Source organism: uncultured Cardiobacterium sp. (genome assembly GCF_938028825.1).
Taxonomy (GTDB): Bacteria; Pseudomonadota; Gammaproteobacteria; order Cardiobacteriales; family Cardiobacteriaceae; genus Cardiobacterium.
The window spans coordinates 23619-47028 of the sequence record NZ_CALIZP010000044.1 but is presented as its reverse complement, the minus strand read 5'-3'; the positions used below and the strand labels follow the sequence as shown (position 1 = coordinate 47028).

Genomic DNA, 23410 nt, shown 5'->3' with positions numbered 1-23410 from the left:
GATTTAAATCAACATACTATGCTGACTCCTCGCGATGCGGAATATATAAGCGGCGCAAATACTGAACCCGTGTAGGGTGGGCCTCGGCCCACCGAGCAGGCACAGCCCGCCGTAGCGGGTCAGGCCAAAAAAGGCGGACGCCTTGGGGTCATAGAGAATGCCGAGGAGGATGACGCCGATGGCGAGCCAGCCCCGACTGTTCCGCCAGGGGGAATGACAGCCGCCGCTCCAGCCACGGCTGTGCGGATTGGCGAGATCGGGAGTGAAGTGCGGCATGAGCGGCTTCTAATGGTGGATTGTAGCGGGGCGGAGATGGTGGCAAACGGGGGGCTTGAATAGTTAAACCGCCCAAAAGCCGTAACAACGAGAAAATGCCTGCCCTGCACCGTTATCTTTTTTCAGCGATTTGACGGTATCGGCAGTAAAGCACGCCACGCCGCTCAATCGCTCTTTTGCGCGGCGGCGAGTTGGCGGTAGAGGAAACGCAGGTAATCGGGCAATGCGGTGAACATTACCGTGCCGTGCGTTTCCTGCGGGTAGAGCTGAAATTCGGCGTCAATGCCCGCCGCTTGCAGCCGAGCGGCGGCGTCGCGCGCCGCGCTGACCATGCCGCGCGCTTTCTGGCGGGCGGCGCGTTCGGGGTCGGGCGGCAGGCGCGGATCGCTCTCTTCTTCGTAGGCCCCGGCGGTGATGCGGATGTGCACCGGCGGCTGCGGTGCGGTGTCGAGGCGGTGCGCGTCGGCGAGGACACGGCGTCCGTTCCACCAGATGGACGGGCTGGAAATGAGGTAATGACGGTAGTGCTGCGGGTGGTTGTAAAGGGTGTAGAGGGCGAAGAGCCCGCCGTAGGAATGGCCGAGGATGGCTTGTTGCCGGTCGTTGACGGGCAGGGTGTTGGCGATTTCAGGTTTGAGTTCTTCTTCGATGAAGCGGCTGAAAAGTTCGGCACCGCCGTAGGTGTAGCGGTCATCGGGGTAGTGAGGCGCAGGCGGGGTGTAATCCGCACTGCGGGAGGCGAGGTCGAGCAGTTCGCCGTTCGCGTAGCCGATGCCGACAAGCGCCAGCGGACGCGCGCCGGTTTCTGCGGCGCGGTATTGCCAGGACTGCGTCATCACCGCAAGCGCGGGGAAAAGCGTATCGCCGTCAAGGATATAAAGCACGGGGTAGCCGTCTGCCGGCGCCTCACCGCCGGTTGCAATCTGGATACGGTAATCACGGCCGGTATGGACACTGTGCAGGATGCGTTCCTCCGTGTGCGGCAGGGTGGCAGGCGCGGCGTGGGCGCTGCCGAGAAAGAGGGCGATGAAGGCGCCAAGCAGGGGGCGGGTCATGAAATCCTTGGGGTTGGGCGGAACGATAAAACGGCAGTACGCTGCGCGACGGGCATCACCGCCCCTTGCGCAGGGTGTCGAGTTCGTCCAGCAGTTGCAGGATGAGCGCGGTCGCGGGCGCGCTTGCCTCGAAGTCGCGGCTGATGCGCCGCGCGCGGCGCAGACGCGCCAGTTGGTAGCCGCTGTATGTCGCCTGTTGCGGGTCGCCGTTGACGTGGATGATGTCCGCTTCGATGATGCCGGTAAACCAGGTGTCGTCGCTGTCGCAGGCGCGGATGATTTCGCGGTAGCTCAGTTGGATGTCGTGTTCGTCGTGCATGGTTCAGCCTCTTGCGCCGTAGTGTGCCGCCAGTTGTTGCCAGGCGGCGCGGTCGGCGTCGCTGTCGGCTTGCGGCAGGTCGATGTTGATGGTGAGGAACAGGTCGCCCGCTTCTTTGGCGGGGATGCCTTTGCCTTTGAGGCGCAGGTTCTGCCCGTTTTTGCTGTTCGCCGGGATGCTGACGTGCAGCCTGCCCGCCGGTGTCGCCACTTCCAGACTGCCGCCGAGCGCCGCCGTCCACGGCATGACGCGGATTTGCTGGTACACGTCCTTGCGGTCTTTGACGTAGAGGCCGGGGTTTTCATGGAAGCGGATTTTCAGGTAGAGATCGCCGTTGTCGCCGCCGTTCCAGCCCGGCAGACCCTGACCGCGCAGGCGGATTTGCTGGCCTTCGATGATGCCTTTGGGGATTTTGACGTGCAGGGTTTTGCGGGCGTAGGTCATTTCGCCCTGCGCGGTGAGCGTCGGCATATCAAGGCTGAGGCTGCGCTCGCTGCCCTGATAGGCGGCGGCGATGTCGATGGCGAGTTCGGCGTGCTGATCCTCGCCCTTGATCGGGCCGCTTTGCCGCGCGCGCTGTTCTTGCGCGTGGCCGAAGGCGGAGAAGATGTCGTCGAAGCGGAAATCGCCGCCGCCGAAGGGCTGTCCTTCACCGAAGCGGCTGTCGTCGAAGCGGTATTCGCGGTAGCCGCCCGCCTGACGCGGGTCGAAGCCGCCAAAGCCGCCACCAAAGCCCGCGCCACCCGCCTGTCCGGCGAAGGGGTTGGCGAGTTCGGCATCATAGGCGGCGCGCTTTTCCGGATCTTTGAGGACATTGTAGGCCTGGTTGATTTCGCTGGTTTTCTTGTCGGCATCGGGGTCTTTGCTGATGTCGGGGTGATACTGCCGCACCAGGCGGTGATACGCCTTTTTGATGTCGGCAGCGCTGGCGTCTTTGGCGACGCCGAGGGTGTCGTAGTGGGTTTGTGCCATGTGGGGGCCTGTGTTGGGGTTGGTGAATTATTGTAATACCGCCTGCGGATAGCTGCCGAGGATGCGGAAGAGGCTGGCGCGGTCGCGGATTTCGTCGAGGAGGACGCGCATGGGCGGTTCGTCGCGGTGGCCTTCGAGGTCGATGAAGAACACGTATTCCCACATGCCCCGGCGGCTGGGGCGCGATTCGATGCGGGTCATGTTGATGCCGTGGCGGCCGATGGGTTCGAGCAGCTGGTAGAGCAGGCCGGGGCGGTTCTGTGAGGAGACGAGAATGGTGGTTTTGTCGCAGCCGCTGATGCCGCTTGCCTGTTGACCGATGACGAGAAAGCGCGTGGTGTTGTTGCCGTCGTCTTCGATATGCGGGTAGCGCACCGGCACGCCGTAGAGTTCTGCTGCCATTTTTCCGGCAATCGCCGCCGCGTCCGGTTCTTCGGAGGCGAGGCGGGCCGCTTCGCCGTTGCTGCCGACCATGATGATGTCCGCATGCGGCAGGTTTTCCGCCAGCCAGCTGCGGCATTGCGCCAGCGACTGGCTGTGCGAATAAACGCGGCGGATGTCCGCCAGCATGGTGGCGTGGGTCATGAGGTTCTGCCCGATGCGCAGCAGCACTTCGCCGCAGATGTTGAGGCTGGAGGTGACGAAGCTGTCCAGGGTATGCGTGACCATGCCTTCGGTCGAGTTCTCGACCGGCACCACGCCGTAATTACACACGCCGCTTTCCACCGCCTTGAAGATGTCGGGGATGGAGCGCAGCGGGCGGGTGGTGACGGAATGGCCGAACTGTTTCAACGCGGCGGCCTGGGTGAAAGTGCCTTCCGGGCCGAGGTAGGCGATTTCCAGCGGCAGTTCGAGGGCGAGGCAGGCGGACATGATTTCGCGGAAAAGGCGCATGATTTCCTGATCCGGCAGCGGGCCGCCGTTCAGCGCAGCGATGCGTTCCAGCACCTGCCGCTCGCGCTCCGGGCGGTAATAGGCGATGTCTTTGCTGCCTTCGGCTTTTTTGATGGCACCGACGGCCTGCGCGCAGCGGGCGCGTTCGGAGAGGCGGGCGAGAATGTCGGCATCAAGCGCGTCGATTTGCGCGCGCAGTTCATGCAGGGTGGGCATGGGGGTGGACTCCGGTAGGGGCGGGACGTGTTATATTCTCGCACACTCGCCCGCCGCCGCGCGGCGGACGCCATAGTCGTCCCAAATAGAACTTGGTGTTGACGAGTCCCAGTCCTATCTGAAACGACTATAAACACAGGAACCTGCCATGAGCGATATACTCGAAATTCACCCCGAACGCATCAAGCCGCGCGACATCGACCGCGTTGCCGACATCATCAGAAGCGGTGCCGTCGCCGTCGTGCCGAGCGATTCCGGCTATGCCCTGCTTTGCCGCCTGGACGACAAGGCGGCGGCGGAGAAAATCCGCCACATCCGCGCGCTTGACCGCGACCACCCCTTCACCATCCTCTGCGCCGACCTCGGCGACCTCGCCCGCTACGCGCGCGTCGATAACGTGCAATACCGCCTGCTGAAGACCCTCTTCCCCGGCGCCTACACCTGCATCCTGCCCGCCAGCCGCGAAGTGCCGCGCCGCGTGCAGAACGACAAGCGCAAAACCATCGGCATCCGCGTCCCCGCTCATCCCGTCATGCAGGCGCTGCTCGCCGCGCACGGCGAGGCGCTGATGGGCGTGTCGCTTTTTGACGGCGACGATTTCGGCGGCGACATCCACGACCTGCCCGCCGCCGCCACCGGCCTCATCGACCTCATCGTGGACGCGGGCGACCTGCCGCTCAACCCGACCACTGTGCTCGACCTTACCGTGATGCCGCCCGCCGTCCTGCGGCAGGGCGCGGGAGATGTCGCCAACATTACCTGAACCTTAACCGAACGTATGTTGCGCCACTACAACATACGGCTATACTGCGCCGCGAACCCCTTTAACTCAAACGAGGTACTTACCATGCACATCCGCACCCTCATGTTAGCCGCCCTGGCTGCCGCAAGCGTATTGACTGCCTGCTCTGACGAAACCAAAGACAAAAGCAAAGAAGCCGCCGCTTCCGCTGCCAAAGACGTGAAAGAAACCGCCGCCGCGACTGCCGACAAGGCGAAAGAAGTCGCCGGTGAAGCCAAAGAAGCTGCCGACAAAGCCGTGGGCGACGCCAAAGCCGCCGTGGGCGAAGCGGTAAATGGCGCCAAAGAAGCCGCAGGCGACGCGATGGACGCCGCCAAGGCACACGTCCACGAAGCTGCCAGCAGCGTGGCCGAAGCCACCGCCCCTGCCGCCGAAGCAGAAAAACCTGCCGACGCCGCTCCGGCAGAAAGCGGCAAATAAGCCCGCGTCCACACAAAAAAGCCCGCCTCGGCGGGCTTTTTCACGACCATGACCATGCCCCGCCACTACATCGGCCTCATGACCGGCACCAGTCTGGACGGCATTGACGCCGCCCTCATCCGCACGGATGGCGCGCGCTGTACCTATCTCGCCCACAGCGGGCAATCCATGCCGCCCGCCCTGCGCGCCGCCCTCTACGCTCTCTACCGCCCTGGCGGCAACGAACTGCACCGCGCCGCCGTCGCTGCCTGGGAACACGCCGCCGCAAGCGCCGCCGCCGTCGCCGCCCTGCTCCGCGAAACCGGCATGACTGCGGCCGCCATCACCGCCATCGGCACCCACGGCCAGACCCTGCGCCACGCCCCCGACCACGATCCGCCCTACACCATCCAGCTGCAAAATCCCGCCCGCCTCGCCGAGCTTACCGGCATCGACACCATCGCCGATTTCCGCAGCCGCGACATCGCCGCCGGCGGCCAGGGCGCCCCGCTTGCGCCCCTCTTCCAGCGCGGTCTGCTGGGGCTTGAGCGCGCCGCCGTCATCAACATCGGCGGCATCGCCAACATCAGCCTGCTCACCCCGGCGCGCAGCAGCGGCTACGACACCGGCCCCGGCAACGGCCTCATGGACAGCTGGATCCGGCAAACGCGCGGCCTGCCCTTCGACACCGGCGGCGACTGGGCGCGCAGCGGCACCCTCCTGCCCGGCCTGCTCGCCCGCTGCCTCGCCGATCCGTACTTCCACCGCGCGCCGCCGAAAAGCAGCGGCCGCGATTATTTCCATCTCGACTGGCTCAACCGCCACCTGCACGGCGGCGAAGCGGCGGCAGATGTGCAGCGCACCCTGCTCGAACTCACCGCGCAGAGTATCTGCGCCGCCATCCCCGCAGACGCGGGCGACATCATCCTTGCCGGCGGCGGTGCCAAAAACGCCTTTCTGGTTGAACGCATCAATGCCCTGCTCGCCGCGCGCCATCAGCGCACCACGCCCTGCCCCATCCCGACCCAGGCGCTGGAAGCGGCGGGCTTCGCCTGGCTCGCCGCGCAATTTACCGCCCGCCACCCCTTGCCGCTCGGTACCACCACCGGCGGGCAGACACGCATCCTCGGCGCGCTGTATCCGGCATAACGCGCAGTCTCGCCACGCACCGCCGTTCTTGCGCTGCCGCCGGGAGGCAGGCGGTGAGGTGGTCGCGGCAATGGCAGGTCGCCTAGAAGGTGTCGAGGTGCAGGCGGTTTTCCTTCGTCAGGCGGTCGCAGGCTTTTTCGCCGAGCAGTTGGTGCAGGGTGTCCATCGTCCCCGCGCCGATTTTGTCCGCGCTGCCGCAGATGTAGAGGACGGCACCGGCGTCCAGTTGGCTGAGCAGGCGTTCTTGCTGGCTTTCCAGGATGTGCTGCGCGTATTGCGGCGGATTGCCCTGGCTGTAAGTGCGGTCCAGCCAGGTGAGGATGCCGTCTTCGCGCTGTTTTTCGAGGCAGGAAGCGTAGATGCGGTCGTGTTCGGGGTGGCGTTCGCCGTAGATGAGCCAGTGTTTGAGGCTGTTGGCGCGCGCGGGGTAGCGGGCTTCCATGCGGGTGAGGATACCGAGGATGCCCGCGAGGCCGCTGCCGCTGGCGATGAGGATGAGCGGGCGAGGCTCTGCGGGCAGATCGGCGGGGTGGTGGGTGAGCGGGCGGATGTGCAGGGTGTCGCCAATAGCGAGGGTTTGCGTGAGGTAGGCGGAACCGGGGCCGGGGGTGCCGTCGCGGTGGGTTTGCAGGCGGACGATGAGGTCGAGGCCGCGACTGCCGTCCGGCGCGATGGCGGCGACGCTGTACTGGCGGCGGATGTCCTGCCCGTTTTCCTGCGGGATGGTGATTTCGATAAGGGCGGTGTCGGCGGGGATGGTCGGGCAGTCGAGGCGCAGGTGGTAGATGGGTTGGGCACTGTCGGGGTTGAGCAGGGTGCGCGCGCCGAGGGTGGCGTGGTGCGCGGGTGCCTGGACGGGAGCGGTGATGGTGAGGTCGTGCGCGGCGGCGAGTTGTTGTTGCCAGTAGGTGATGGTTTGCGGGTCGAGGTTGTCCACGGTGGCGATGGGGCTCGCGGCGGCGGCACCGAGGCGTTTGAGTTCGCGGTCGAGGGTGTGGCCGTAGGCGCAGTAGTGCGGGTAGCGTTTGTCGCCAAGTGCGAGGAGGTGGTAGCGGGTGTCGGCAAGCGGCGCGCTGTGTTTGCGCAGGGAGCGGGTGAAGCGCACGGCGTTGTCGGGCGCATCGCCTTCGCCGGTGGTGCTGGCGATGAGGATGAGGGTTTTGTGGTTGAGGGCTTTCACGGGGTGGTGCGCGTGCCAGGCGTCGAGGCTCTGCGCGGTCACACCGAGTTGCGGCGCCAGGGTGCGGGCGAGGGTTTCGGCCTGACCGCCCTGGCTGGCGTAGAGCAGGAGCAGCGGGCTGTTGTCGTCGCCAACGCGCTGTGGGCGGCGGCTCCACAGCCAGATGAGCCAGGCAAGGCTTTGCGCGGCGAGGAGGAGGTAGGCGAGGGTTGGGTTCATGCGGGCGTCTCGGTTGGGGCGTGGTTTGTTTTTTGGCGGGCGGGTGAGGCCGGCCTGTTCCGGGAAGCGGCGCGCCGGCATACCCAGATGGTTTTCCGGGGATGGGTCAGTAGTGGATGCTGAGGAAGATGATGATGAGCGGGATGCTGATGCCGGTGGTGGTCCACAGCCAGGTGCTGCTGCGCTGTTTGCGGTAGTAAACGAGCAGCGCCAGGCCGCTGATGGCGACAAGGATGGTGAGGATGGCGAAGCTGTCCATGAAGAGGTGCCAGATGCGCGGGGCGTGGCGGCCTTTGTGCAGGTTGTTGAGCAGGCTGATGATGCCGTTTTTGCGCCCGCTGTATCCGACGCTGCGGGTTTCGCTGTCAATGGTGATGCTGGCTTCGCTGCCGGGTGCGCTGGTTTCGAGGATGAGCTGCGGCGGTTCGGCTTTCAGGGTGTAGGCGTGCATGGGGTAGGGGCTGCGTTCGGCCAGCCAGGCGGTGAGTTTGGGGCTGAGGGCGGGGGTGGGCGCGTTTTCGTCGTCGCTGAGTGCGGGCAGGGGGAGGTCGTCCGGCAGGTTGGCCTGCCATTGGGTTTCGATGGGGTCGCGCTCGAACCAGGCTCCGTGGTTAAGCATGAAGCCGGTGGCGGCGAAGAAGGTCAGGGCGGTGAGGATGTAGGCACCGAGGATCCAGTGGATGATGCGTATCCAGCGCCAGAGGGTTTGGTTCATGGGATGGTTTTCCTTCGGGGTTTGGGGTGGGTTGGCGGGGCATATCGCGGTTTTTCAGTATTGGCTTTCGTGCTGGCGGCGCAGGTAGGCGGTTTCGGTCGGCAGGGTAATCTGGATGCGCAGGCCGGGTTTGTTGTCGTGCAGGGTCAGGCTGCCGTTGTGCAGGGCGACGATGGCACTGACCAGCGAGAGGCCGAGGCCGTTGCCGGGGGTACTGCGCGCGCTGTCGAGGCGGACGAAGCGTTTTAATACGTCGTCGCGTTTGTCCGGCGGGATGCCTTTGCCGTTATCGGCAACGCTGACCAAGATGTTTTCGCCGCGTTTTTCGGCGCTGAGGCGGATGTTGCCGCCGCTCGGCGTGTATTTGACGGCGTTATCGAGCAGGTTGGTGATGGCCTGGGCCATGAGCTGGCGGTTGCCCATGATGTCGAGGTCGGGCTCTATTTCGGCGGCGAAGGTGTGTTCGCCGTCTTCGCTCAAGACGTCGTAGAGTTCGGCGAGGTCTTCGCAGATGGCGCTCAGGCTGGTGTGGGTGAAGTCGTCTTTGGCGCGGCTTTCGACTTGCGCGATGCTGAGGAGGGCGTTGAAGGTTTTGAGCAGGTTTTCGGCGTCTTCGACGGAGTCGGCGATGACGTCGCGCAGGGTTTTGGTGTCGCTGTTGCGGTCGAGCAGTGCCACTTCCATGCGGTTGCGCAGGCGGTTCAGCGGGCTTCTGAGGTCGTGCGCGATGTTGTTTGTCACTTGCCGCTGGCTGGTGATGAGGGTTTCGATGCGGTCCAGCATGTGGTTGAGATCGTCGGCGAGCTGGTTCATTTCGTCGGCATCGTTGGCGCGGGTGGGGACGCGTTCACCGAAGTCGCCGTCCACGATGCGCCGCGCGGTGCGCGAGATGCGCGAGATGCTGTGGATAATGTTGTAGCCGATGAGGAAGGAACCGATGAAGGCGATGAGGATGAGGAAGGCGGTAACGTAGATGGTGTTGTCCAGCATCCGCCGCAGCATTTTTTGCTCGTTGGTGGTGTCGTAGGCGGTGATGAGGGTGTAGCGGTTGTCGGCGGTGTTAACGATGACGACACGCATGACGAGGTTGATGCGCAGGTTGCCGACGCTGCTGCCCGCATCGGCAGTATTGATGCGGCAGAGGTCGGCGACGCTGCTGTCGAGGATGATGAGGTCGGCGCCCGCGCTGTCCATGCTCGCCGGCTGGCTGTCCGCTGCGGCGATGGGGCTGTTGGCGGCGAAGCCGTTAGTAAAGGGGTTGTTGTTGCCGCTGTTGCCCGTGCTGCCGCTGCGTGCGGTAACGCAGAAGGTGATGTTCGGGTCGCCGGGGACGCGTTCGATGATGCCGAGTACGGGGGTGTAGAGGCCGATGCTGGTGCGTTCTTCAAAGCGGCGGCGCAGGCTGGTGGTTTCGGCGAGGAGGCGCGAGTCGATTTGTTCGCGGATTTCTTTTTCGGCGCTGCGGTAGAGGGTGTACATCGAAACGGCGGTAACGAAGCTCGATGCCAGGGTGAAGAGCAGGGAAAATTTGAAGGCGGTGGTGCGCACCGCCTTCCCCCAGTCGCGCAAGCGCTTAGTTATAGCCGCTTGGGTCATAGAGGCTGTATCCTGCGCCGCGTTCGGTGTGAATCAGGGGTGGGTCGAAGTCTTTGTCGATTTTGCTGCGCAGGCGCGAGATGTGCACGTCGATGACGTTGGTTTGCGGGTCGAAGTGGTATTCCCAGACTTTTTCGAGCAGCATGGTGCGGGTGACGACTTGCCCGGCATTGCTCATCAGGTATTCGAGCAGGCGGAATTCGCGCGGTTGCAGGTTGATTTTTTTGCCGCCACGGGTGACTTTGCGTTTCAGACGGTCGAGTTGCAGGTCGGCCACTTCCAGCATCATCTGGTCCTGGATTTCGCCACCCCGGCGGCGGGTCAGCGCCCGCACGCGGGCGAGCAGTTCGGAGAAGGCGTAGGGTTTGACGAGGTAGTCGTCGCCACCGGCGGCGAGCCCTTCGACACGGTCATCCACTTCGCCCAGCGCCGAGAGGATAAGGACGGGGGTGCTCATGCCTTCGCTGCGCAGTTGCTCGATGACGGAGAGTCCGTCCAGTTCGGGCAGCATGCGGTCCACGATAAGGATGTCGTACTGCCCGCTTTGCGCCATGGAAAGCCCTTCGGTACCGGTATGCGCGGCATCGACGACATAGCCGCTTTCGCTGAGTCCCTTGGTGATGTAGGCGGCGACGTCTTTGTCGTCTTCTATAATCAGAACGTGCATGAGTTGCTCCTTATTTTTCTGTAATCGGTTGTTTCGGCTAAGGTAAGGTGGGGGTAGCCAAAATGTGCGGTCTATCTTAATGCAATCAGAGGTATTGATGAATAAAACATTGGTTATGTTGGCCTTCGCGCTCGCCGTCCCGACGGGCTTTGCCGACCCCGCCCCCGACTTCACCGCCCTCGTCGCCAAGACCAAGGATGCAGTGGTCAGCATCGAAGTGGAAAGCCGCGTCAAGACGCCCGCGACCATCAACGGCCTGCCGCCGGAAGTCTTTGAAGACTTCTTCGGCGGCCTGCCCGGCAATCCCTTCGGCGATTTCCCCTTCGAGCAGGACGCGCCGCGCGAGCGCGTGCTGGAAGGACAGGGTTCCGGCTTCATCATTGACAGCGACGGCTACATCCTCACCAATGCCCATGTCGTTGATGGCGCGGAAAAAGTGCGCGTGCAGCTCAACAACAACAAAGAATACAGCGCCGAAGTCATCGGCCTGGACAAACGCACCGATGTCGCCCTCGTGAAAATCCAGGGTGGGCAACTGCCCGTCGCCAAACTCGGCGATTCCGATCAAGTGCAAGTCGGCGATTGGGTGCTGGCCATCGGCTCGCCCTTCGGCTTCACCCACACCGCGACGCAGGGCATCGTCAGCGCCGTCGCCCGCAACCTGCCGAGCGGCGACTACGTCCCCTTCATCCAGACCGATGCGGCGGTCAACCCCGGCAACTCCGGCGGCCCGCTCTTCAACAGTAAGGGCGAAGTCATCGCCATCAACTCGCAGATATACAGCCGCAGCGGTGCCTTCAACGGCCTCGCCTTCTCCATCCCCATCAACATGGCGAAAAACATCGCCGACCAGCTGAAAGACAAGGGTGAAGTGGTGCGTGGCTGGCTCGGCGTGCGCATCCAGGGGCTGGACCAGACCCTCGCCGAATCCTTCGGCATGGACAACCCGCACGGCGCGCTGGTCGCCGAAGTCATGGAAAACTCACCGGCGGCGAAGGCGGGCATCGAAAACGGCGATGTCATCACCGAATTCAACGGCAAGCCCGTCAACAAATCCGCCGACCTGCCCGCACTGGTCGCCACCACGCCGATTGGCAACAAGGCCGACATCAAACTGCTGCGCGACGGCAAAGAACAAAGCGTCCGGGTCGAAATCGGCAACCTCAACGACGCGGGCGACGACATCGCCGCAACGGGCAAGACGGCGACACAGGCGGTACGCGGCCTCAGCCTGAGCGCGCTTGACCGGGACGACCGCGAAGCCCTCAAATACAAAGGCAAAGGTGTGCGCATCAGCGGCGTGAAAAGCGACTCGGCGGCAGAACGCTCCGGCCTGCGCGAAAACGACATCCTCGTTGCCGTCGGCGGCAAACGCGTCGAAGACGTGAAAACGGCGCGCCGCCTGCTGGAAAAAGCCGACAGCAAACGCCCCGTGCCGCTGCTCATCTACCGCAACGGGCAGAATCTCTACCTCGCCCTGCAACCGTGATGCGCGGCACATGAAATGAGAAGATACAGCCGCCTGTCGTCATGATACTATCATGGCGCCATCCGGCTCTCCCCCCGTAACCACAAGGAATATTTATGAAAAAAACACTGCTCGCCGCCCTCATCGCTGCGGCACTCCCGGCCGCCGCCCTCGCCGGTTCCTGCGACGATTACTACAAAAAAGCGGAAGAAGAACTGAAAAAAGACGGCAATGCCGGCGAGCAAACGATGAAGCTCATCAAGGATCAGGTTGCCGCCATTCCGGCCGACCGGCAGGAAACCTTCTGCGCCGCCGCGCTGGAAAACCTGGACACCTGAACACGGAAACACACGGCAAAAAAGCCAAACCTGCGGGTTTGGCTTTTTGCCGCCCGAAAACCGCATGGAAATCGAAACCCACCCCTTCCCGCCGTTTCTGCCGCCGCATGCCACCGTGATGATGAGCGGCAGCTTTCCGCCGCCTGCGGAAAAACGCAGCATGCAGTTCCACTATCCCAACTACCAGAACGACATGTGGCGCGTTTACGGCAGCATCTTCTTCGACGACCCCGCCTATTTCGCCGTGCCGGGGGAAAAGCGCTTCGATGCCGACCGCATCCGCGCCTTCCTTGCCGCGCGCGGCATCGCCATCTGTCCCAGTGTGCGCCGCGCCATCCGCATGCAGGGCAATGCCGCCGACGCCCATCTGCACATCGTCGAGACCCTCGACCTGCCCGCCGTCGTGCGGCAACTGCCGCAGTTGCGCCACATCTTCACCACCGGCGGCAAGGCGACCGATGTCCTGCTCGGTTTCGTCCCGGGCGACAAGACCGCGCTGAAAACCGGCGCGAGTCTGGCCTTTCAAATGGACGGACGGGCGCTGGAACTGACCCGCCTGCCCTCCACCTCGCGCGCCTACCCGCTCAAACTCGCGCAGAAAATCGCCGCCTACCGCGCCTATTTCCAACGCTGCGGCTTACTCTGAACGCGCACAATCGGGGCGGGCGACATCCACGCATTCCGTCACGTGGTGGCGCGAAAACCCCGCAAAGAGGCGCGTCATGCCGTCCTCTTCCGCGAGCAGGGCGATTTCGGCGGGGTAAAGCGGCACCAGCGCCAGGAACGACACCTCCCTGCCATCAGGCAGGGACAGGTGCAGGAAATCCGGCGGCAGGCTGATTTGCGGCGGATAAAAGAGGAAACCTGCGAACGGCGTGCCGGGCAGGGTCGCGCCGTCATCCAGCCTGATCACATTACCGCCCTGCACCCCTGCCAGTTGCCGCGCCATCAGGTGCAGCGCCTGCAACGGCCAGGCGGCAGCGGGGTCATCCGCCTGCACAGGCCACTGCGGCGGCAGCAGCAGCACCAGTTCCGTCCGCTGCTCCTGCCCCGTTTGCGCCGCCTCGCCCATGCCGCTCGTCACCAGCACCTGAAACGGCCGCGCCTCATCCGCCGCGAGGTGGTAGATATGTACCCGCCTGCCGCCCGCCGCATCATCTGCCGCCACATCGCGCAGCACGCCCGCCGTCCCGCCCAGCGTGCGGACGATATGCGCCTCGACCGCCGCGTCATAAGCGCCGAAATCCTGCTGCGCGATATCGAGCAAATCGCCGAAAGCTTCCAGCTCCTCGCCCGCCTGCGCCAGAAAAGTCTCGATATCCGGCGTGGTGTCATCGCCCATATCGGCGGCAACATCTTCCAGACACTCCTCGAAAGAGTCGAACATCAGCAGCAGCGGTGCCCCATCGTCCGGTGCCGGTTCACCCATCACCGCAACCACCTGTCCGGAAACGCCGCCGGCGGCCGGGGCAAAATCCAGACAATAAAAATCGTTGTTCACATTCTGGAAGACCGGCAGGCGCGCCGCATCAAACAGCACCTCGCGCACCGCGTCGCCATCTTCAAAATCGGGCAGGCGGTATGTCGCCCAGTCCGCGCCGAAGGTCTGCCCGATATGCGCCAGCAGGCGTGCCTGCACCTGCGGGATTTCCGCCAACGGCAGCAGGCGGTAGGGCACGGCGTTGAGTACCTCGCTCTCCTGCCCGTCCATATGCAGATACAGTTCGCGCAGGGCGGCGGGCAGAGTGATGCCGTGCGCCGCTTCAAACGCCGCCAGCGCGGCGGCGTCGGCGGGCGGATAGGCGTAGCCCGCCGCATCGTGTTCCTGTAATACGTGCAAAAAGCGTTCGACGGCATGATTCATGGCGATTCCTTGTAAGGGTTGAAAAACAGGCCATGCCGCCGGGCGGCGGCATGGCGCGGACGGTTATACCAATTCTCGCCGCGCGCGACAAAACTTCCTCATGCCGGCCTGCGCCGCGCCACCGCCAACGGTACCTGCCGCTTGGCAGGCGCTGGATGGGCTTCAACCCATCGAGCAGGCGCAGCCTGCTTTTTGTATTCCGGGCAAGCGGTGCCACCAAGCGGGGCAGCTACGCGGTTTTTGCCGCCTGGCGGCTGTATTGACGCCGCAGCGGTTCATTCGCCACGCATGAAGTATTTGCCGATCTCGTCAGTCGAGAGCTGGATCCAGGTCGGGCGGCCATGGTTGCATTGCCCGCTGGCCGGGGTGTTTTCGATATCGCGCAGCAGCTGGTTCATTTCGTCGAGATTGAGGGCGTCGTGGGCGCGCACGGCTTTGTGGCAGGAGAGGCGCGAGAGGATTTGGTCTTCGAGACGGGCGATGGCGGTGCTTGCTGGGTACTCGCCCAGTTCGTGCAGCAGTTCGCCGACGATTTCCGGCGCGGGCGCGTGTTTGAGCAGGGCGGGAACGGTGGTGATATCGATGCGGCTTTCGTCCGCGCTTGCCGTCAGGGTATAGCCGAGGCGGGCGAGCCAGTCATGGTGCCGCGCGAGGGTATCGAGGGTTGCTGGGGTAGCGGTGAGGCTTTGCGGGATGAGCAGGTGCTGGGTTTGCGGGTTTTGTGCGCGCAGTTGTTGTTTCAGGCGTTCGTAGAGGATGCGTTCGTGCGCGGCGTGCATATCGACGATGACAAGGCCGTGGGCGTTCTGCGCGAGGATAAAGATGTTGTGGATCTGGCCGAGGGCGTAGCCGAGCGGATGTTCTTGCGTCTGTTCTGCAGCGGCGGGAAGCACGGGGCTGGGCGCGACGCTGTCCGCTGACGGCAGTGGATAGGCGGAGGCGGGCGGTGGCGGGGCGGGGATATGTTGCGCCCATTGGTAGTAAGCGGTGCTTTCGGCGACGGCGCTGCGGCTGGGGCGGCGCTCGCCGCCTGCGAGGTAGAGCGGGGTTTGCCGTGGGCGCGGCGCGCTGTCGTCCGCGCTGCTGCGGGCGGGCGGAGCGGCAGGTGGCAGCGTGGGCGTATTGGCAGGGATGTTGCCGCGCAGGGCGTGGTTGAGGCTGCTGTAAATGAAGTCGTGGGTGAGGCGGCTTTCGCGGAAGCGGACTTCGTGTTTGGCAGGGTGGGCGTTGACGTCAATGAGTTCGGGGTTGATATCAAGGTAGAGGACGTAGATGGGGTGGCGGCCGTGGTAAGTCATGTCCTGGTAGGCCTGGCGGATGGCGTGGGCGATGATTTTGTCGCGGATGATGCGGCCGTTAATGTAGAAGTATTGTTGGTCAGGCTGGGTGTGGGTGCAGGTGGGCAGGCCAACGCGGCCATAGAGGCGCATGTCGGCGGCGCGGGCATCGATTGCGACGGCCTGTTCGAGCAGTTCGTCGCCAAGTACGCTCTGGATGCGCGCGGTGAGGTCGTCGCCGCCGTAGTCGCCGAGGGTTTTGCCGTGGTTTTTCAGGTGGATGCGGATGCCCGTATGGCTGAGGGCGAGGCTTTGCACGAGTTGCTGGATGTGGGCACGCTCGGTGCGCTCGCTTTTGAGGAATTTTTTCCGCGCCGGGGTGTTGTAGAAAAGGTCGCGGATTTCGATGGTGGTGCCGGGCGGGTGTGCGGCGGGACTGATGCCGTTACCGAGATGCGGGCTGATGCGCCAGGCTTGTTCTTGTCCTTCGGCGCGGCTGGTCAGGGTGGTTTTGGAGACGGAGGCGATGCTGGGCAGGGCCTCGCCGCGAAAGCCGAGGGTAGTGATATGTTCGAGGTCGTCAATGTTCTGGATTTTGCTGGTGGCGTGGGTGGCGAAGGCGAGGACGAGATCGTCGGGGTGGATGCCGCAGCCGTTGTCGCGGACGCGGATGAGTTTGCCGCCGCCGTCTTCGATGTCGATATCAATGTCGGTCGCGCCGGCGTCGATGGCGTTCTCGATGATTTCTTTGACCACGGAGGCCGGGCGTTCGATAACTTCGCCGGCGGCGATCTGGTTGATGAGGCTGTTGGGCAGTTGCCGGATGCGGGGCATGGGTGTGCGTGATCTTGAAAGGGTTATGGGTATCGGCGCGAGTTCACCACAATCTCATTCTTTTCTTTTCGATGATGACTTTGCCGTTTTTGATTTTAACGTCGTCTATGGATGCAGGGTTTCCGACAATATCACCCAAATAGAGCAGCGGTTTTTTATATTGCAGTTCATGGGATATGGCGTTGATGAGGTTAACCGCATATGGATCCGCCTTGATCTCTTGCCCGTCTTTGCTCAATTTCTTCAGCTCAAACCAGAGAAGGTACAGATTGCCCTTGCGATAATCGAGCCGGGCGGTAAAGACCGCTTGTGCCTGTACCGTCCCGGATTGCGCAGCACCGGTAAAGGCGTAGTCGGTTTCGATGATGATTTCGCTGTTCTCAATATGGACGTCGGGATGCGAGAGTTTGGTCTCCCCACTCGTCCATAGGGATAGTTCTATCGGGAAGCGGGCCTTGATGGCGGTGATGACGGTTTCATTGGGAATTTCGCTTTCTTTGTGTGCATAGAGATAGGTGCCAAGCGCGGTGGCGATAATAACGATGCCCAAAAGGATCAGGGTCAGGATTTTTTTCATGGATATTCTCCGGATGGGTGAACGTCAACCCGCCGCGCCCGCCGGATGCGGGCGGGGGTCAGCGGCGCCGTTCGCCCTGTGCGCCGTGGATGATGTCAAGGATGGTCACGGTGTGGGGGCTTCGTCAATGTCGTAGTAGATGATGTAGGGATAGGGCAGGCAGCAGGCGTGCGCCGTGCCGCCGGGCGATTGGGTGAACATGCGCGGCATGAAGGCGATGTAGTCGTCGATGATTCTTTCTATATCGGCGATAACCCTATCCGCAACCCACGGTACACCACGTTCTTCTTTCAGGTATGCCGCGATAGTTTGCAAGGCGCGGATAGCCGCTCTATTCCACCGTATACGGTACATGACGCAGGCCCTCGCGCAGCAAACGGATTTCTTCTTTGGCTTCTTCGTGACTGATAACGGGCGTCTGCCGCGCTTTGGCGAGGCGTTCTTCAACATAAGCATCCCAGGCTTCGAGTTCTTCCTGACTGTCGAAGACGAGGCCGTAGCTGTTGGTGTAGGTTTTGGGTTCCACCGGTTTTCTCCTGCTGTTAAGGCATGGGTGTGCCGCCCTATGACTGCATGTTATTCGGAAAGCAGCGACAGGTCGGCGATTTGGTCGAAGCCACGTTGCAGGGTGGTGAGCAGCGTCAGGCGGTTTTGTTGCAGGGCCGGGTCGTCGCTCATCACCATCACGTCGGTAAAGAAGGCATCCAGCGGTGCGCCGAGGGTCGCGAGTGGTTCGAGGGCGGCGCGGTAGTCGCCGGCGGTGAGGGCTTGTTCGAAGGTGGGCTGTTTGTCCTGCCATGCTTGCCACAGCGCCTGTTCGGCGGGCTCTTGCAGCAGGGCGGTTTGCACCGCGCCGTCGCGTTCGCCGTTCTTTTTCAGGATGTTGCGGATGCGTTTGGCACTCGCCAGCAGGTTTTTCACGTTGTCGCCCGCAGCGAAGGTGTCGAGGGCGCGGATGCGGCGGTCGTTATCAACAAGGTCGTCGCTGTTAAGCGCCAGCACGGCTTGCACGGTTTCGCTGCGGATGCCCTGTTCGCGGTAGTAGCTGTCGAGGCGTTCGCGGATGTAGTCGCGTACGGCGGCGGTGTGTTTGTCTGCGGCGAGGGCGGCTGGGTAGGTGGCGGCGCTGGCGGCGAGGGCGCGGTCCAGCGGCAGGTTCAGGTTGTTTTCGTTGATGAGGCGGATGAGGCTGATGGCCATGCGGCGCAGGGCGTAGGGGTCTTTGCTGCCGGTCGGTTTGGCGCCGATGGCGAAGCCGCCGACGAGGGTGTCGAGTTTTTCGGCGAGTGCCAGTGTCAGTCCTGTCGGGCTTTGTGGCAGTTCGCCGCCTGCGCCGCGCGGGTAGTATTGTTCGTCGATGGCGGCAGCGATGTCGGCGGGCAGGCCTTCGGCAGCGGCGTAGTAGCGCCCCATGATGCCTTGCAGTTCGGGAAATTCCATCACCATTTCGCTGAGAAGGTCGCTTTTCGAGAGGCGGGCAGCGGTCGCCGCGTGTTCGGCGTCCGCTCCGGTTACAGCGGCGAGTTCGCGCGCCAGCGTTTCGAGGCGGCGGGTTTTGTCGGCGAGTGAGCCGAGTTTGTCCTGGTAGGTGACGGCTTCGAGACGCGGCAGGTAGTCGGCCAGGCGGTGTTTGAGGTCTTGTTGCCAGAAGAATTCGGCGTCGGCGAAGCGCGGGCGGATGACTTTTTCGTTGCCTTTGCGCACGGTGGCGGGGTCTTGGCTTTCGAGGTTGGCGATGGCGATGAAGTGCGGCTGGATTTTGCCGCAGGCGCCGACGACGGCGCAGGTTTTCTGGTTGTCCTGCATGGTGGTGATGAGGACTTCTTGCGGGACGGCGAGGTAGCGTTCGTCGAAGCTGCCGCTGATGGCGACCGGCCATTCGGTGAGGCTGGCGTTCTCTATCAGCAGAGCTTCGGGCAGGATGGCGCTTCCGCCGAGGGCAGCGGCTTCTTTTTCGACCTGCTCGCGGATGCGTTCCATGCGTTCGCTGTGGCTGGCGATGACGTGCGCGGCGCGCAGGTCGGCTTCGTAGCTCGCGGCGCTCTGGATGCTGACGGGTTCGGGGTGGTGGACGCGGTGCCCGAGGGTGTCGCGGCCGGCGCGGATGCCGAAGTAGTCGAGCGGCAGGATGCGTTCGTCAGCGAGTGCCACGAGGGTCAGCACGGGGCGGACGAAGCTTTGTTCGTTATCGCCCCAGCGCATTCTTTTGGCGATGGGCAGGTTGTCGCAGACGTGGCGGAAGAGTTCGGGTAGCAGGGTTTCCAGCGTTTGTCCCGCCTGTTCGCCGTGGTAGGTCAGCCAGGCGCCTTTGGGGGTTTCTTCGACGCCGAGGTCGCTTGCTTCGACGCCGCAGCTTGCCGCGAAGCCAAGCGCGGCTTTTGTCCAGTTGCCGTCTTTGTCTTTGGCGGCAGCCAGCGACGGGCCTTTGCGCTCGATTTTCTGGTCGGGCTGTTTTTCCGCGAGCTCGTGGATGCGCCAGGCGAGGCGGCGCGGGGTGGCGAAGGTGTCGATGCTGCCGTGGGCGAGGGCGGCGTCGCTGAGGGCTTGAGCCCACAGGTCGCGCCCGGCAGCAGCGAGGGCGGTGACGGCTTTGGTCGGCAGTTCTTCGACGCCGATTTCAATCAGCAGGGTGGTGGTCATGCGGCGGCTCCTTGGTTGCGGCAGAGCGGGAAGCCGAGGGCTTCGCGTTCTTTGTAGTAGGCTTCGGCGGCGGCTTTGGATAGCGCGCGCACTCGCAGGATGTAGCGTTGGCGTTCGGTGACGGAGATGGCGCGGCGCGCGTCAAGCAGGTTGAAGGTGTGCGAGGCTTTCAGCGCCTGTTCGTAGGCGGGCAGCGGCAGACCCAGTTCGGCGAGTTTGTGTGCCATTTTTTCGGCGGCGTCGAATTGGGCGAGCAGATCGGCCACGTCGGCGTGTTCGAAGTTGTAGGCGGACTGTTCGCGTTCGTTTTGCTGGTACACGTCGCCGTAGCGCACGATGCCTTGCGGGGTTTCCGTCCAGACGAGGTCATAGACGCTGTCCACGTCTTGCAGGTACATGGCGATGCGTTCGAGGCCGTAGGTGAGTTCGCCCATCACCGGTTTGCATTCGAGGCCGCCCGCCTGCTGGAAGTAGGTGAATTGCGAGATTTCCATGCCGTTCACCCACACTTCCCAGCCAAGTCCCCAGGCGCCGAGGGTCGGCGATTCCCAGTTGTCTTCGACGAAACGCATGTCGTGGATGGCAGGGTCGATGCCGATGGCGCGCATGGAGGCGAGGTAGAGGTCCTGGAAGCGCGGCGGCGAGGGTTTCATCACGACCTGGAACTGGTAGTAGCGTTGCAGGCGGTTGGGGTTGTCGCCGTAGCGGCCGTCGGTGGGGCGGCGCGAAGGCTGGACGTAGGCGGCGTGCCACGGTTCCGGGCCGACGGCACGCAGGAAGGTGGCGGTGTGGAAGGTACCCGCGCCGACTTCCATGTCGTAGGGTTGGAGGAGGACGCAGCCCTGCTCCGCCCAGAAGCGTTGCAGGGTGAGGATCATGTTCTGGAAATTGAGTGCTTCGGCCATGTGGGTTTCCGGTGGTCAAAAATGAGGGGGTATTGTAATACCAATCCCGGCAAGCACGCGGGGCAGGCGGTGCGCCGGGGCGGGTCTTGGCGTGCGTTCTGTGGACACGGCAAGATGTCGCCGAGCAGCATCAATGCCGGGTCGTGCAGAGACGTCGCCTGCCGCGTTTCAGCCATTTGCGCGTCGGCACCGGCGCGCTCCGGCGAGCTGTGGGGGAAATGGACGATGCCTCCGGCATGGATGGCAGCGCCGCCGGGGACGCGGTCAAGACCGCTTGAGGACGGCAATTCCGGACAAATAAAAAGGGGAAGACGCCTTGCGACGCCCTCCCCCCAAGGAGCAAACGGTAATTCACACCATCGCGACGCCGATGTCGTCCTCGATGCGCGTGATCAGGTTGTTGTGCCGATAGACGTGATAGTTCCCTTCGTCTGCCAGCTGTGTCCAGTGGTTGCCGGCAAGCTGCACGGTGTCGCCGCGATTGCCGTCGATGGTCAGGGTGGCGGCGGGGTCGCCCAGCAGGTCGCGGGCGCTCAGTTTGAGCAGGTCGTTGTGCCCGTTGTCCAAATCGAGTTTGCCGTCCTGCGCGACGCGCGCCACATCCAGTGTTTCGTTGTTCAGTTGCAGGGTGTAGCCCTGTCCGCCGCCGTGCTGGCGCGGATTGTCGGCGGGGCTGCCGTGGGGCAGGCCGTCGTAATCGTTGTTGCTGTTGCCGCTGATGAGTGCCGCCACGCCGCCGATAACCAGGGCACCGCCGCCCGCGAGCAGCATGGAGCCCATGGACGGTGTTTCGACGTCCCCACCGCTGTATGCAGCCGCCGGTTCGGCGGCGACTTCTTCGGCGCGCAGGTGTTCGACCGGCAGAGTTTCCTGCGGGACGACTTCCTGCGGCAGCGGGGCAGGAAATTCTTGGGCGGGCGGTGCTGCGGCGGCTTCGCCGGCTTCCACCGCTTGCGGCGGTGCTGCTGCATCGCCGTGGTGCAGCGTGACCCACGGGTAGCTGTCGCTGCCGTAGATGTCGATCTGCCCGTCGTGCCGGGCGATACGCAAGCCGTCCGGCGTCTGTCCTGTCCGGGTGTCAATCAGGCTGAACTGCGCATCTTGTGTCATGTGGACGTCAATCTGCTGACCGTCCACGACGTCCCAGTTGCGTTCGCGACCGCCTTCTTTGACGGTGAGTTTGATGGCCATGATTTCCTCCTGAACTGCGGTGTACGGGAAGCCCCGCGTCGGAGAAATGTTACAAAACCATCAGATTAAATACCAGTTATTTTTTATTTCATTGTTCTCCATGATGTTATCCGGTGAAGCGCGATGACGGAGCGGGCCGTTTTATTACGGTTTGTCAGGATTATGCCGCCCGGCATGAAAAAACGCCCCTTGCGGGGCGTTTGCTTGTGCAGGCGGTTGCTCAGAACACGTAGATCAGCAGCACGGCCATGAGAGCGGCGATGATGCCGTAGAGGGTCATCGGGATGACGGTCTTCTTGATAATCGCGCCTTCCTGGTTTTGCACATCCAGCACCGAGCAGACGGCGATGATGTTGTTGATGCACACCATGTTGCCCATTGCCCCGCCCACCGATTGCAGGGCGAGCACGCTGTTGCCCGGCAGGCCGACGCTCTGCGCGATGCTGTGCTGGATGCTGCCGAAGGTGAGGTTGGACACGGTATTCGAGCCGGAGAAGAAGGCCCCTATCGCGCCGAGGTAGGAGGCAAAGTACACCCAGTTGTCGCCGGCAATCTGCGCGAAGCTGTTGCCGATGATTTTTACCATCGAGCCGTCCGCGCCGACCATCATGAATTTGACCATGACCAGCGCACCGAAGAGGGCGAGCAGCGGTTTGATGGTTTGCGCGAGGGTGGTGTGCCAGACGACGAAGCTGTCGCGGAAGCTGACGCGGTAGATGGCCAGCGACAGCCAGACGGTGATGACGAACGGGATGAAGGCGGGGACGTAGAGGGTTTTGTAGCTCTCGTTTACCGCTTCGCCGAAGATGTTTTTGAAGCTGAGGATGAGGGCGCGGCTGACTTCAAAATCGCAAACGCCGAGGTGCAGGGTGAAGAGCGGGGTGGCATCGTTGAGCAGTCCTTTCAGACCGAGTTCCTGCACGCGGGTGACGATGAGGATAATCATCAGCATGCCGAGCGGCATCAATGCTTTCAGCACCTGGCCGGTGGTGAGCGTGGCGCGTTCGCTGCTGTTTGTCATTTTGGCGAGGCCGATGCCCTTGTTGGCGAGAACGACGGAGAGCAGCAGGCCGATACCGCCGCCGACCAGCGACGGGAATTCGTAGTTCACCTGCGCGAGCAGGGCATACGGCACGGTGCAGGCGAGGATGCTGAGGTAGATGTAGCCGAGGTTTTTGCGGATTTCCGCCCAGCTGGTGATGAAGCGCAGGGCGATGACCGGGATGACGAGGCCGGCAATGAAGTGGATGATGCCGGTTTGTTTGCCGATTTGCAGGATGTCGGCGTCGCTCAGTATCCCCGTGTTTTTCAGTTCCCCGAAGCCAAACCAGGTCGGCGTGCCGACCGCGCCGAAGGATACGGGCACGGAGTTCATGATGAGGGCGAAGACGGCAACTTGCATCGGTTTGAAGCCGAGGCCGACGAGGATGGGCGCGGCGATGGCGGCGGGTGTGCCGAAGCCGCTCGCGCCTTCGATCATGAAGGCGAAGGCCCAGCCGATAATCATCAACTGCGCAATGGGGTTGGGGTTGATGTTGCCCAGCCACTGGCGGATGACTGCGAGGCAGCCAGTCGCTTCCATCATGCGGTTGAAGAAGATTGCGCCGAAGATGACGGTAATGGGGGTGAGGGTGGCGACGATGCCCGCTGCCGCGTTGGCGTTGAGCAGCATGAAGTCGTTTTTGAAGTAGAAGAGTTGCAGGAGGTAGATAAGGAAGGCGATGCCGGGCAGGGCGATGTAGGACGGCACGGCGTTTTTCTTCACCATCAGCCAGATGAGGAGGATGACGGGGGCGATGCTGAGGATGAGCGGCAGGTAGCCGGTGGTGGTAGTTGTGGTTTCCATAGGCAGTTCCG

The 23410-nt window shown here is 63.2% G+C and carries 25 protein-coding genes; 7 read left to right on the top strand and 18 right to left on the bottom strand.

Going from position 1 to position 23410, the window contains the following annotated elements; translation table 11 throughout:
• Positions 1–3 precede the first annotated feature (3 nt).
• From Q0562_RS06815 to pheA, 5 genes are all read right to left on the bottom strand, one after another.
• Positions 4–276: a hypothetical protein gene (locus tag Q0562_RS06815; RefSeq protein WP_298642889.1), complete on the bottom strand. Its 273-nt coding sequence runs from the start codon at positions 274–276 to the stop codon at positions 4–6.
• Between the two features lie 164 nt (positions 277–440).
• Positions 441–1331, bottom strand: coding sequence for an alpha/beta hydrolase-fold protein (locus Q0562_RS06810; protein ID WP_298642887.1), 891 nt, complete (start codon positions 1329–1331; stop codon positions 441–443).
• A gap of 55 nt (positions 1332–1386) precedes the next feature.
• Complete coding sequence (locus tag Q0562_RS06805; protein ID WP_298642884.1) at positions 1387–1650, bottom strand: chaperone modulator CbpM; 264 nt, start codon at positions 1648–1650, stop codon at positions 1387–1389.
• Between the two features lie 3 nt (positions 1651–1653).
• Positions 1654–2622: a J domain-containing protein gene (locus Q0562_RS06800; protein ID WP_298642883.1), complete on the bottom strand. Its 969-nt coding sequence runs from the start codon at positions 2620–2622 to the stop codon at positions 1654–1656.
• A 27-nt stretch (positions 2623–2649) separates the two neighbouring features.
• The gene (gene pheA, locus Q0562_RS06795; protein WP_298642880.1) at positions 2650–3732 is read right to left on the bottom strand and encodes a prephenate dehydratase; all 1083 of its coding nucleotides are present in this window, start codon (positions 3730–3732) and stop codon (positions 2650–2652) included.
• 148 nt (positions 3733–3880) lie between these two features.
• On the opposite strand from pheA, the gene Q0562_RS06790 reads away from it, so the two are divergent.
• The 3 genes from Q0562_RS06790 to Q0562_RS06780 all read left to right on the top strand — a co-directional run bounded on the left by Q0562_RS06790 (position 3881) and on the right by Q0562_RS06780 (position 6082).
• A complete protein-coding gene (locus tag Q0562_RS06790) occupies positions 3881–4495 on the top strand; it encodes an L-threonylcarbamoyladenylate synthase (RefSeq protein ID WP_298642878.1) in 615 nt (204 codons plus the stop codon).
• Positions 4496–4579: 84 nt separating this feature from the next.
• Positions 4580–4954: a hypothetical protein gene (locus tag Q0562_RS06785; RefSeq protein ID WP_298642875.1), complete on the top strand. Its 375-nt coding sequence runs from the start codon at positions 4580–4582 to the stop codon at positions 4952–4954.
• A 48-nt stretch (positions 4955–5002) separates the two neighbouring features.
• Positions 5003–6082: an anhydro-N-acetylmuramic acid kinase gene (locus Q0562_RS06780; RefSeq protein ID WP_298642873.1), complete on the top strand. Its 1080-nt coding sequence runs from the start codon at positions 5003–5005 to the stop codon at positions 6080–6082.
• 82 nt (positions 6083–6164) lie between these two features.
• Here Q0562_RS06780 and Q0562_RS06775 read toward each other — a convergent pair whose 3' ends face one another.
• The 4 genes from Q0562_RS06775 to Q0562_RS06760 form a co-directional block, all read right to left on the bottom strand.
• On the bottom strand, positions 6165–7481 hold the full coding sequence (locus Q0562_RS06775; RefSeq protein WP_298642870.1) for an NADPH cytochrome P450 oxidoreductase family protein: 1317 nt from the start codon (positions 7479–7481) through the stop codon (positions 6165–6167).
• A 106-nt stretch (positions 7482–7587) separates the two neighbouring features.
• Positions 7588–8196, bottom strand: a complete 609-nt coding sequence (locus Q0562_RS06770; RefSeq protein WP_298642868.1) for a PepSY-associated TM helix domain-containing protein — start codon at positions 8194–8196, stop codon at positions 7588–7590.
• Between the two features lie 54 nt (positions 8197–8250).
• Positions 8251–9792, bottom strand: a complete 1542-nt coding sequence (locus Q0562_RS06765; protein WP_298642866.1) for an ATP-binding protein — start codon at positions 9790–9792, stop codon at positions 8251–8253.
• On the bottom strand, positions 9770–10459 hold the full coding sequence (locus Q0562_RS06760; protein ID WP_298642863.1) for a response regulator transcription factor: 690 nt from the start codon (positions 10457–10459) through the stop codon (positions 9770–9772). Before Q0562_RS06760 ends, Q0562_RS06765 begins: the two co-directional genes overlap by 23 nt.
• Before the next feature lie 115 nt (positions 10460–10574).
• Here Q0562_RS06760 and Q0562_RS06755 point away from each other — a divergent pair, with 115 nt between their 5' ends.
• The 3 genes from Q0562_RS06755 (at position 10575) to Q0562_RS06745 (ending at position 12911) form a co-directional block, all read left to right on the top strand.
• Complete coding sequence (locus Q0562_RS06755; RefSeq protein WP_298642860.1) at positions 10575–11948, top strand: DegQ family serine endoprotease; 1374 nt, start codon at positions 10575–10577, stop codon at positions 11946–11948.
• A 95-nt stretch (positions 11949–12043) separates the two neighbouring features.
• On the top strand, positions 12044–12265 hold the full coding sequence (locus Q0562_RS06750; RefSeq protein WP_298642858.1) for a cell surface protein: 222 nt from the start codon (positions 12044–12046) through the stop codon (positions 12263–12265).
• A 64-nt stretch (positions 12266–12329) separates the two neighbouring features.
• A complete protein-coding gene (locus Q0562_RS06745) occupies positions 12330–12911 on the top strand; it encodes a DNA glycosylase (RefSeq protein WP_298642856.1) in 582 nt (193 codons plus the stop codon).
• On the opposite strand, the gene Q0562_RS06740 is transcribed toward Q0562_RS06745, so the two are convergent.
• From Q0562_RS06740 to glyQ, 7 genes are all read right to left on the bottom strand, one after another.
• On the bottom strand, positions 12903–14129 hold the full coding sequence (locus tag Q0562_RS06740; RefSeq protein ID WP_298642854.1) for a suppressor of fused domain protein: 1227 nt from the start codon (positions 14127–14129) through the stop codon (positions 12903–12905). The two genes, Q0562_RS06745 and Q0562_RS06740, sit on opposite strands and share 9 nt — an antisense overlap.
• 275 nt (positions 14130–14404) lie before the next feature.
• Positions 14405–16240, bottom strand: coding sequence for a DNA mismatch repair endonuclease MutL (gene mutL / locus Q0562_RS06735; RefSeq protein ID WP_298642851.1), 1836 nt, complete (start codon positions 16238–16240; stop codon positions 14405–14407).
• A gap of 43 nt (positions 16241–16283) precedes the next feature.
• Positions 16284–16817, bottom strand: a complete 534-nt coding sequence (locus Q0562_RS06730) for a hypothetical protein (protein ID WP_298642848.1) — start codon at positions 16815–16817, stop codon at positions 16284–16286.
• Positions 16818–16922: 105 nt separating this feature from the next.
• Positions 16923–17132 (bottom strand): hypothetical protein, encoded by a 210-nt coding sequence (locus Q0562_RS06725; RefSeq protein ID WP_298642845.1) that lies wholly within the window; start codon positions 17130–17132, stop codon positions 16923–16925.
• Positions 17133–17148: 16 nt separating this feature from the next.
• Entirely contained in the window at positions 17149–17343 is a 195-nt protein-coding gene (locus Q0562_RS06720; RefSeq protein ID WP_298642843.1) for a hypothetical protein, read from the bottom strand.
• 50 nt (positions 17344–17393) lie between these two features.
• Positions 17394–19457 carry a glycine--tRNA ligase subunit beta gene (gene glyS, locus Q0562_RS06715; protein WP_298642841.1) on the bottom strand — a complete coding sequence of 688 codons (2064 nt, stop codon included), beginning with the start codon at positions 19455–19457 and terminating at the stop codon, positions 17394–17396.
• Positions 19454–20362 carry a glycine--tRNA ligase subunit alpha gene (gene glyQ / locus Q0562_RS06710; RefSeq protein WP_298642839.1) on the bottom strand — a complete coding sequence of 303 codons (909 nt, stop codon included), beginning with the start codon at positions 20360–20362 and terminating at the stop codon, positions 19454–19456. Before glyQ ends, glyS begins: the two co-directional genes overlap by 4 nt.
• A gap of 143 nt (positions 20363–20505) precedes the next feature.
• On the opposite strand from glyQ, the gene Q0562_RS06705 reads away from it, so the two are divergent.
• The gene (locus Q0562_RS06705; RefSeq protein WP_298642837.1) at positions 20506–20640 is read left to right on the top strand and encodes a hypothetical protein; all 135 of its coding nucleotides are present in this window, start codon (positions 20506–20508) and stop codon (positions 20638–20640) included.
• Between the two features lie 73 nt (positions 20641–20713).
• On the opposite strand, the gene Q0562_RS06700 is transcribed toward Q0562_RS06705, so the two are convergent.
• Entirely contained in the window at positions 20714–21553 is an 840-nt protein-coding gene (locus tag Q0562_RS06700) for a hypothetical protein (protein WP_298642834.1), read from the bottom strand.
• Positions 21554–21773: 220 nt separating this feature from the next.
• Positions 21774–23369, bottom strand: coding sequence for an L-lactate permease (locus tag Q0562_RS06695; protein ID WP_366144723.1), 1596 nt, complete (start codon positions 23367–23369; stop codon positions 21774–21776).
• Between the last annotated feature and the right edge of the window lie 41 nt (positions 23370–23410).

Coding starts and splice junctions, on each gene's coding strand:
- Q0562_RS06815 (WP_298642889.1), bottom strand. CDS start 276: ATGCCGCACTTCACTCCCGATCTCGCCAATCCGCACAGCCGTGGCTGG.
- Q0562_RS06810 (WP_298642887.1), bottom strand. CDS start 1,331: ATGACCCGCCCCCTGCTTGGCGCCTTCATCGCCCTCTTTCTCGGCAGC.
- Q0562_RS06805 (WP_298642884.1), bottom strand. CDS start 1,650: ATGCACGACGAACACGACATCCAACTGAGCTACCGCGAAATCATCCGC.
- Q0562_RS06800 (WP_298642883.1), bottom strand. CDS start 2,622: ATGGCACAAACCCACTACGACACCCTCGGCGTCGCCAAAGACGCCAGC.
- pheA (WP_298642880.1), bottom strand. CDS start 3,732: ATGCCCACCCTGCATGAACTGCGCGCGCAAATCGACGCGCTTGATGCC.
- Q0562_RS06790 (WP_298642878.1), top strand. CDS start 3,881: ATGAGCGATATACTCGAAATTCACCCCGAACGCATCAAGCCGCGCGAC.
- Q0562_RS06785 (WP_298642875.1), top strand. CDS start 4,580: ATGCACATCCGCACCCTCATGTTAGCCGCCCTGGCTGCCGCAAGCGTA.
- Q0562_RS06780 (WP_298642873.1), top strand. CDS start 5,003: ATGACCATGCCCCGCCACTACATCGGCCTCATGACCGGCACCAGTCTG.
- Q0562_RS06775 (WP_298642870.1), bottom strand. CDS start 7,481: ATGAACCCAACCCTCGCCTACCTCCTCCTCGCCGCGCAAAGCCTTGCC.
- Q0562_RS06770 (WP_298642868.1), bottom strand. CDS start 8,196: ATGAACCAAACCCTCTGGCGCTGGATACGCATCATCCACTGGATCCTC.
- Q0562_RS06765 (WP_298642866.1), bottom strand. CDS start 9,792: ATGACCCAAGCGGCTATAACTAAGCGCTTGCGCGACTGGGGGAAGGCG.
- Q0562_RS06760 (WP_298642863.1), bottom strand. CDS start 10,459: ATGCACGTTCTGATTATAGAAGACGACAAAGACGTCGCCGCCTACATC.
- Q0562_RS06755 (WP_298642860.1), top strand. CDS start 10,575: ATGTTGGCCTTCGCGCTCGCCGTCCCGACGGGCTTTGCCGACCCCGCC.
- Q0562_RS06750 (WP_298642858.1), top strand. CDS start 12,044: ATGAAAAAAACACTGCTCGCCGCCCTCATCGCTGCGGCACTCCCGGCC.
- Q0562_RS06745 (WP_298642856.1), top strand. CDS start 12,330: ATGGAAATCGAAACCCACCCCTTCCCGCCGTTTCTGCCGCCGCATGCC.
- Q0562_RS06740 (WP_298642854.1), bottom strand. CDS start 14,129: ATGAATCATGCCGTCGAACGCTTTTTGCACGTATTACAGGAACACGAT.
- mutL (WP_298642851.1), bottom strand. CDS start 16,240: ATGCCCCGCATCCGGCAACTGCCCAACAGCCTCATCAACCAGATCGCC.
- Q0562_RS06730 (WP_298642848.1), bottom strand. CDS start 16,817: ATGAAAAAAATCCTGACCCTGATCCTTTTGGGCATCGTTATTATCGCC.
- glyS (WP_298642841.1), bottom strand. CDS start 19,457: ATGACCACCACCCTGCTGATTGAAATCGGCGTCGAAGAACTGCCGACC.
- glyQ (WP_298642839.1), bottom strand. CDS start 20,362: ATGGCCGAAGCACTCAATTTCCAGAACATGATCCTCACCCTGCAACGC.
- Q0562_RS06700 (WP_298642834.1), bottom strand. CDS start 21,553: ATGGCCATCAAACTCACCGTCAAAGAAGGCGGTCGCGAACGCAACTGG.